Origin of the sequence: Metabacillus kandeliae, from assembly GCF_021166585.1 — a bacterium.
GTDB lineage: Bacteria > Bacillota > Bacilli > Bacillales > Bacillaceae > Metabacillus_B > Metabacillus_B kandeliae.
Map to the genome: position 1 here is coordinate 112,967 of NZ_JAJOZE010000010.1, position 7,789 is coordinate 120,755.

Genomic DNA, 7,789 nt, shown 5'->3' on the forward strand with positions numbered 1-7,789 from the left:
ATTTGCTGATGATCCCGAGCGTCAAACTTTCACGGTCAGTAATGTCAGTCGCTATTTTTAGTACGGCATTTACTTTTCCTTGCTCATCAAGGACTGGAATATAAGTAGCTTCAAGCCATAAATGGCTGCCCTGCTTGCTGACTCTTTCTATTTTCTCTTGAAACTTTTTGCCTTTTCTAAGATTATTCCATAATTCCTGGTATTCCAAGCTGCTGCCATACTCCTTGCTGCAAAATTGTTTATGATCCATTCCTGTCATTTCTTGGGGAGCATAGCCCATTGCAGCGGCAAAATTTTCATTTACCCATATTACTTTTCTATCTAAATTAAATTCAATCATGGCTAGGTTCGTTTCAAGTGCTGATAAGAGTGAAATTGGATCCAAAACTTGTGTGCTAGCTATAGGAATTGAAAAGTTCATTTGATCTCCTTAGAATTAAATTAGTTCTTTGAACCTACTTAATTCTCTAAAGATGCTGATTCCCCTTTTTAAAAAAATAAATTTTTTCCACTTTGGAAACGTTTCTTTCTGCCCACCCTATCTCAAAGCCTGTCTAATATACTCAAGAAGTTCCTCCGTTAGGAGCACGTAGCCTTTCTGAGCTGTTTCATCCCAAGTATGCACTTCACTTGGAATCTGGGTCTTTTCCATAAACGCATAAAAATCAACATCTTCTTTTAATTGGTCCAAAACCTCATCATCGCTGTTTTGCGCATCGATAAAATCCTGCTTTGTTAAATGCTCATAAAGGAACCGATAGCTGCCGTTCTCGTCATTTTTCCAGTCTCTAAGCCATTTTCCAAATTGATATTCCTCTTGGCAAAGGGCATATTGGGCTTCCATATAGGGAATCAGCTGGTCATAAACTTTTTTCTGTAAGGAATAGTCCCGTTCCTTCGTGCGAAGATTATCCATGGTTTCTTTGTTGGTATTATTTTTAAGATTCATTAACTCTTTAAAAAAGGACATGTTTTTCTGCTCCTATCATTTAATGCTTTTGATTCGGGAATTTTTTTATGATAAAGGCTAAAATTCCGATGAAAATTTGGAATTGAAGCCAAAATAAAAGCATCATGAACCAGCGATATTCCTGCCATTGCCCAACATTGATGGTGAACAGCACGACAATTCCAAGCAGGACCAAGCTGCTGTATTTTAAAAAAGCCAAGGGTCCAAATTTGGCTTCGTTTTTTTGTTTCCCGGAATGGTTGACAATAGATTTTACATCAGATTGAATCATGTCGATATATCCGCGAACAGGTGAACTTAAAAATAAGACATCTGGTTTTTCCATCTCGATGATCCACAGTTGTTCTCCGGAAGGGATAAAAGCTGTTCCATACAAGCTATGCTGCAAATCACTGGTTTTGCTTAGCATAACGGGGTTGACCTGTCTTTGATTCGCCCAAAAGTCCTTCAGAAACAATTGGTTCTCGCCGGATAATTTTGGATCCCGCACCATTTCAGCGTAATCCCATTCCGGCATGAGATGAATGCCATTGTAATAGGCTGTACTGACCTTTGCATTCACTTTCAAATTATTCACATTAGAGGTTTCATCGAGATGATAAAACGCGCTCCATTCTCTGGAAATGTTAAGATTCGTCTGCTTGATTGAAAAGGAGTACCTATTATTTTGAACCTTTTCGCAAATGTACTTTTTATGCCGAAAAGATTGAAAAAAGATGCGGCAGGAATGAACTGGCTGGTCAAATCTCAACCGGTACTCACACTGATAGATTTGTTCCAAATAGTCTCTTAGTTCTTTGTACTCGTCCCCTGAATAAATGCCGTCTGAATCCTTTGCCATGCGGTTGAGATCTTTGCGGCTTATTTCATTTTCAAAGGCATAGCTTTTGGAAAGGTTATGTAAATTTAAAAGGTGACACACTTTTATGACTTCATCTATAGAATATGTTCTTTGCTGCTCCATATTTAACTCCTCCTCTCCTGTTTGCTAACTAAACATATACAATCCGCTTGCCAAAAACAGCTGCCATAAAAGCAGGAGATAGAAAAGGATATGCAAAGGAATTCTTAAGTAAAGAGGCAGCCTATAAATGATATTGGTGACATAATAATTGAGGGCTGAGAAAGCAATGGCCAGGAATTGAAATAAATAGTGTGCTGTTGTTCGCTTGTTTTCAAAAACATTCGACTCATATAAATGCAAAATAGGTTTAGCTATGAGGATTGAGAAAAAAGCGAAGATTGAGTTGATAAATAATAGAAGCAGCAGAGTTGAGCTTGGATATGGAATACCGATATTGTTCATTGTTAGACTGACAAGTGTTAAGAAAAAAATTCCAATTCCATATCCGAATACTCTTTCTTTTACCATAAGAACCTCCCGACATTACAGGTTTAAATAGTGATTGACTGTATCCATTACGGCAACCATAAACTCTTCTATACTAATGGGTAAAATGTAGATTTCATCCTGTTCCACTTTATTATAATCCAACCACCAAACATATCCATTCTCTATGACGTAAAACATGACAGAAGTCACATTCAATTCTTTGTTTTCAAAGCTTGAATCAAGTAAGGATAGGTTGTCAAACTCATATTGATTGTTTTTAAAGTCTTTTAAAAAACTTTTGAGAGAGGCTGGTGCATCTGATTGAAGAATTTGCTCATGGGTTTCCTCGCTCAAGAAGTGAAGCTGATTGTAGAGCTCTTCAGTCAATAGCAGCTGATCTAACTGATGCTCTGTAAGGGTCTCACCTGTGCGGATGTGTAAGAAATCGATCAGTTCAGACTTTAATTCCTCATCAAGAGAAACCATATGGAAGTGGTGGGTGCCTTCACTGATATACTGAATAATGGCCTCGTTCATACGGGCGTGATGGATGAAAAGCACTTCCGGTCCGCTCACAAACCGAACCTTTTTCTTTGAGTGAGCAATTAAGGTGATAAGATTTTCAAGTCCTTCCGGAACAGATGATTCTCTCTCATCATCCCAGAATCCCTTCATTTTTAATGAAACTTCAAGATTCTCTGCATAATCACTCAGTACATCCCGATCCTCGGGTATCTCTTTACTATTAAATACATCAGACGCTATGTCTTCAAAACCGCATAAAGCGAACACTGCCGCCAGTTCTTCAGTTGTTAGCGAAATACTGTTCTTTACAGTCTGCATAATCATCCTCCTTTATCGGAACAATCCCGACACCATATGCTGAAAACCCTTTCCAACTTCATCCATTTTCTTGCCCAGTTCTTTCCCTTTTTCATCGAGCCATTTGCCGGCTTTTCCGCCTGCTTCCTTCACTTTATCCTCTAGCGCCATTGAAGAAGCAATTCCGATGCCTGCTCCAATTGCACCCCCAATAACAGTACCAACCCCAGGGCAGACCATTGTTCCAATAAAGGCTCCACCTGTTGTTAAACCTGCAACACCAGCATCCATTCCCAATCCTGCTGCAAATCTCCCAGTTACTTCTGCTTTTGATTTGTACTTATTCTCATCGCTGATAAATTCACCGGCATTGGTGCCAACTGACACGGCTATACCTAAATAGGGCACTCTTTTCAATACACCTTTCCAGCCTGACACTTTTAATTGTGACAGCGTCTTGCCTACATCAACCGGAAATTTTCCATATTGAGCAGCTTTTGCTTCATCAAATACGAGAAAGGGGTGAGACTCCTTGAGAATGGTTAAGAAACTTTTTGTTGTAGTATTCGGCTTGAAACCTACAATTTTTTTAAGCACTCTTGCAGGTGAGTTTCCAAATTGTTCAAAATAGTTGCTGATAAAGGAAAGTGGAACCTTTTCTCCTTGTTTCAAAGCACTGTGAATTAATGAAGCAAGCTTTGACCCATATTTGCCGTTTTTCTTTTTCCACGCATCAGCAGCTTTTATCACATACTTCCCGTTGCCCTTTTCTTCAAAAACAATCCTGCCAGACCCCAAAATCACTGCAGCAAGTGCCCCTCTGCCGGCATCTTTTATTCCGACCATCTTGCTTGCTTTATCAAGGTAATCGGCTATGTTGCCCAAGAATGTGCTGTCTCCCTGCTCAATCGAGAGCGATAAGGCTGAATCCAAAAGCTCTGCAAGCTTCTCATTTTTATCAAAATACTTTTCAATTTTGGTTAGCGTATCGTTACTGAGAAATACCCCGTCTTTTCCCCAATCCTTCACCTGCGAGACAAGCCGCGCGACTTCGGTTAAATCATCGTTTACGTCTTTTATGCTCTTGCTGGCTTTCTCATCCGTCTTGTGCAGCTCATCCGCTGTATCCTTTACCTGCTTTTCGGCATCTCCGATTAAATTTTCAAGTTCGTCAAAAGAAAGAGAAGAGGCACTGACAAGATCGTCCACGCTGCTGAGTTCCTTGTTGATGGAACTGGCAATCGACTTAGCTGCGGTTTCAAAGGAGGTGAGCCCATTTTTTATTTCGTGCACAAGAAAATCCTCTTGTATGAAGCCGTTTTGGGATTCAAATTCGGAAATAATGTCTTTTACTTTATCCAATTCCTTTGTATAAGTATCCAGGAATTGATTGATCAGCATGATAACCGGGAGATGAATTTCGCGGAAGTTCGCCCTAAGGGCATCGCCTCCTTTACCTGAAAGCGCTGAGTTGTTTAGGAAAACAACATTATTCAGTGCATTTCGAACATCTAAAACCCGTTTCTTTTCTTCTTTTTTCCGTGTTAAAGAATGATCAACGGCAGATAAAACCTCTGAAACATCAATAACTTTCATCTAAAACACCTTCCTGGAATTCATTCATCTGCTGGAGTCCATGGCTGTGGCTAACTTCCTCTCTTTTTCTGCAAATTCAGTGACTTTTTGACTGGCATCCTCGGAGATTTTCAGTAGCATCTCTTTATAACTTTGCATCAGCTCATAATAAGCTTGCTCCGTCTGTTCAATTTCTGTTTTCAGCTGAAGCTTGGAATGGGAAAAACTCAGCTGCTGTTTATCCGTTTGAAGGTGGTGCACTGTCGTACTAAGCTTTCGCAGTGCCTCCTTCACTTCACTTTCAATCAGATTGATTTCCATACTTCACCTCTTCATTCATCTTTAATATTGCTTATTTGAACGTTTATACTGGAGATGCTATTTTGAAGGGTATTAATTAAGTTCTGGTAGTAAGTGATTTTGTTTTCGATCTCCTGTAAAATGTCGTTCGTATCCGACCCTGAAAGCTCCTTGTATTCCGCCTCCATTTTTTCCCGAATATCCTGAAACTGATCAGCGTGCTTTCCCTTCCATGTCTGGCCTGAAAGCTCAGGCTGCTTCGCAAGCTTTTTGTTTTGAATAAAGTCCTTTTGATCCGCTTCAATATTTCGTGTAGCATCCTGAAGACGTCGAATCTTCTCCTCGTATTCCTGAATCTGACCATTAAACTGACTGATTTGGTCAGTAAGCTGCAAGTGAAGGGCTGAGGCATTCACCGCTGATTTCTCCTCCTTTTGTTCGTAGAAAAACCTATGTATTTCTACCCATAATCGACACACTAAAAACCTAATTATTGTATATAAAACCAATACGAACCATTTTAGTAAAAGCAGCACATTCTTGGAAGTTGATAATTACTCATATTAGTAAATTGTTTTTTCATTTGTGTTGTAATTTGTCGAATGGATAGCGCTATTGAGGTAGGTATGTGGAGATGAAGGGAGAATAAAGCATTCTATTTTAAATCTTGTGAATGAGCGTTAAAGTAGTATTTAATATTCCTCCTGAAATTGCTTCCTCCAGCGACTTAAAGCTGCAGGTGCAGACTGAATGATTTGAAACAGAAACTGGGATCCTTAATCTAAAGTAAAAAACCAAGAGAGCGATCTCTTGGTTTTTTTGCTTTAAACTATTCTTTAATTAAAACATTTAAATTTATTGTTAGTATTCTTCAGAGTTTCTTTTATTGTATTCATTGTCTAAAGTTTTCCATAATGTATGTCTATAAGAAATTAAACCAATTGTAATTCTCTTAATATATTTTTTCTTAAATTACATGGGGTGTCCTCAATTCTGTTAGCATCTAGAAAGGTGGAAGTTTTCGAAATGTATTCATTTGAATTATCGACACATTTTTCAAAACAATCAATGAAATGATCTACCAAGGAGTCATCTACTAATCCAATTGGTTCTGGGAAATACTTAACTCCTTCCCTTTCATAAGCTTTTCGACTTGTATATGCTACTGCATCAATAATACAATTCCACGCCTCTTCATCTCTTACATTATCAGTCATTTCCTGTAAAATAGTTATCCCATTTTCTTCATTATCTAATTGCTCGTATAGTTTTTCACCATCATTTTTCTTCTCTTCCAACCATCTCCAGCATTCGTCTATAGAGTTTATAGCTATTTTTTGGTCTTCACTATTTGAAAATACTGAGACCACTCTTTCTGAAAGAGCAAGAAAAAACACTACTTTATTATCTTCTGATAACTCATTGAAATTTACAGTAGTCATAATATCCTCCAACTAGTCAATATACTTACATCTGCCTGTTACTTTAATACTTTTATCAATCTCAGAAGTTACTTCAATTATTAAATTTGGATATTTTACACTTAATTGCTTTAATACACCTCACCTGGTAGTACTTTATCATTACCTAGTCCTTGATAACATTTCCTACATACCCCTGCTGGGTTAGATTGGTGTAGTCTTAGTGTACCTCTTACCTCACTCGGATCCATTTTTGCTTTTATAACTGCAGCATCGAATTCATTCAGAACCCCTTCTTCTGCGTGCCTTGTAAATAATGGGTTTTTGGCAGGTGCTTTTATATTCCTATTTGGCATTAACTCGTCTAGGTCAGGTAATCCCGCTTCTTTTCTAACTTTTGGTGAACCACCTTTGAATGTTAAATTATCCAAGCCTTTTATATCTGTTTTACCAACTGCAACTGTCTCGGTTTCTGGAACATTCCATTGTTTTCTAAGATCGTTTATTTCAGGTTTGCCGATTTTTATTTTATTCGACTTGCCAAGATTACTACTCTTAGTATTAACCTCAAACATCCGCGGAGCCACTTCACTCAACTTCCGGCTCTCCACCATCCAATTTGTCACATTCCCAAACGGTGTCGCAAGCTGCTGCTTGACAAACACCGGCATATCCACGTTTCCAACTTGCCTCTTTACTTGATTCAACGCCTGATTAGCTTTGTCCTTCATTTTTGAAGCGTATTCCGAGCTAAACGGCATCTTCGGCTTCGGTATCCGATGTCCATACTTATCCAGCGCCGCCCCAGCACCGCCAATCCCAAGCATCGTCAATCCAGCAAACAAACTGTTCTTCCGCTGCTCATCCGTCAGCTGATTGCCAAACATGTCCCGCCCAGTAATACCTTCCGCCAGGCCATTCGCACTCACGAGGCCGTAGATGCCTTTTTCAGTTTTACCCAGGATCTCCATGCCCTTAACCGTTTTATAGGCGTCCATTGTTTTGGAGGCTGCTGTGACTCCTTTTACGGTTGAATAGATCGCCTTGCCGCCTTTAGCAGCGCGGCCTGCCCAGCCGAGGACCGGAATAAATCCGGCAACGGCCATGGCGCCGGCTGCGATCCGCTCTGCATCGCTGAGTTTTCTGCCTGTTACAGGGTCAACCCCTGTCGCTGCGCGTTTCGCATCATAGTAGCCGGAGACTTCACCGACGAAGTCTGAGGCCATGTCCCAGCCTTTTTCGTACCAGGGCCGGTTTTCTTTTTCGATCATGGCTTTTTCGACTCGTCTTGCTTCAGCCTGTTCATTTTTAGCGTTGATGTATTCCGTTGTCTGTTTGGCCGCTTCCTGGTTGACCTTGTACATTTCG

Annotated in this window: 9 protein-coding genes and 1 pseudogene; all 10 read right to left on the reverse strand. The window is 39.7% G+C overall.

What is annotated here, in order from left to right:
- Nucleotides 1-37 precede the first annotated feature (37 nt).
- Nucleotides 38-421: pseudogene (locus tag LRR81_RS21450) on the reverse strand (PAS domain-containing protein); the annotation flags it as partial.
- 117 nt (nt 422-538) lie between these two features.
- Complete coding sequence (locus tag LRR81_RS17195; RefSeq protein ID WP_231790626.1) at nt 539-970, reverse strand: hypothetical protein; 432 nt, start codon at nt 968-970, stop codon at nt 539-541.
- Nucleotides 971-989: 19 nt separating this feature from the next.
- Entirely contained in the window at nt 990-1,934 is a 945-nt protein-coding gene (locus tag LRR81_RS17200; RefSeq protein ID WP_231790627.1) for a hypothetical protein, read from the reverse strand.
- Between the two features lie 24 nt (nt 1,935-1,958).
- On the reverse strand, nt 1,959-2,342 hold the full coding sequence (locus tag LRR81_RS17205) for a hypothetical protein (protein WP_231790628.1): 384 nt from the start codon (nt 2,340-2,342) through the stop codon (nt 1,959-1,961).
- Nucleotides 2,343-2,357: 15 nt separating this feature from the next.
- On the reverse strand, nt 2,358-3,146 hold the full coding sequence (locus LRR81_RS17210; protein ID WP_231790629.1) for a hypothetical protein: 789 nt from the start codon (nt 3,144-3,146) through the stop codon (nt 2,358-2,360).
- 12 nt (nt 3,147-3,158) lie between these two features.
- The gene (locus tag LRR81_RS17215; protein WP_231790630.1) at nt 3,159-4,721 is read right to left on the reverse strand and encodes an LXG domain-containing protein; all 1,563 of its coding nucleotides are present in this window, start codon (nt 4,719-4,721) and stop codon (nt 3,159-3,161) included.
- A gap of 24 nt (nt 4,722-4,745) precedes the next feature.
- A complete protein-coding gene (locus tag LRR81_RS17220; protein ID WP_231790631.1) occupies nt 4,746-5,021 on the reverse strand; it encodes a DUF5344 family protein in 276 nt (91 codons plus the stop codon).
- An 11-nt stretch (nt 5,022-5,032) separates the two neighbouring features.
- A complete protein-coding gene (locus LRR81_RS17225) occupies nt 5,033-5,416 on the reverse strand; it encodes a YwqH-like family protein (RefSeq protein WP_231790632.1) in 384 nt (127 codons plus the stop codon).
- A gap of 516 nt (nt 5,417-5,932) precedes the next feature.
- Complete coding sequence (locus tag LRR81_RS17230) at nt 5,933-6,442, reverse strand: Imm6 family immunity protein (RefSeq protein ID WP_231790633.1); 510 nt, start codon at nt 6,440-6,442, stop codon at nt 5,933-5,935.
- Between the two features lie 110 nt (nt 6,443-6,552).
- Nucleotides 6,553-7,789, reverse strand: a 1,237-nt coding sequence (locus LRR81_RS17235; protein WP_231790634.1) for a pre-toxin TG domain-containing protein, incomplete at its 5' end; no start/stop codon positions are given.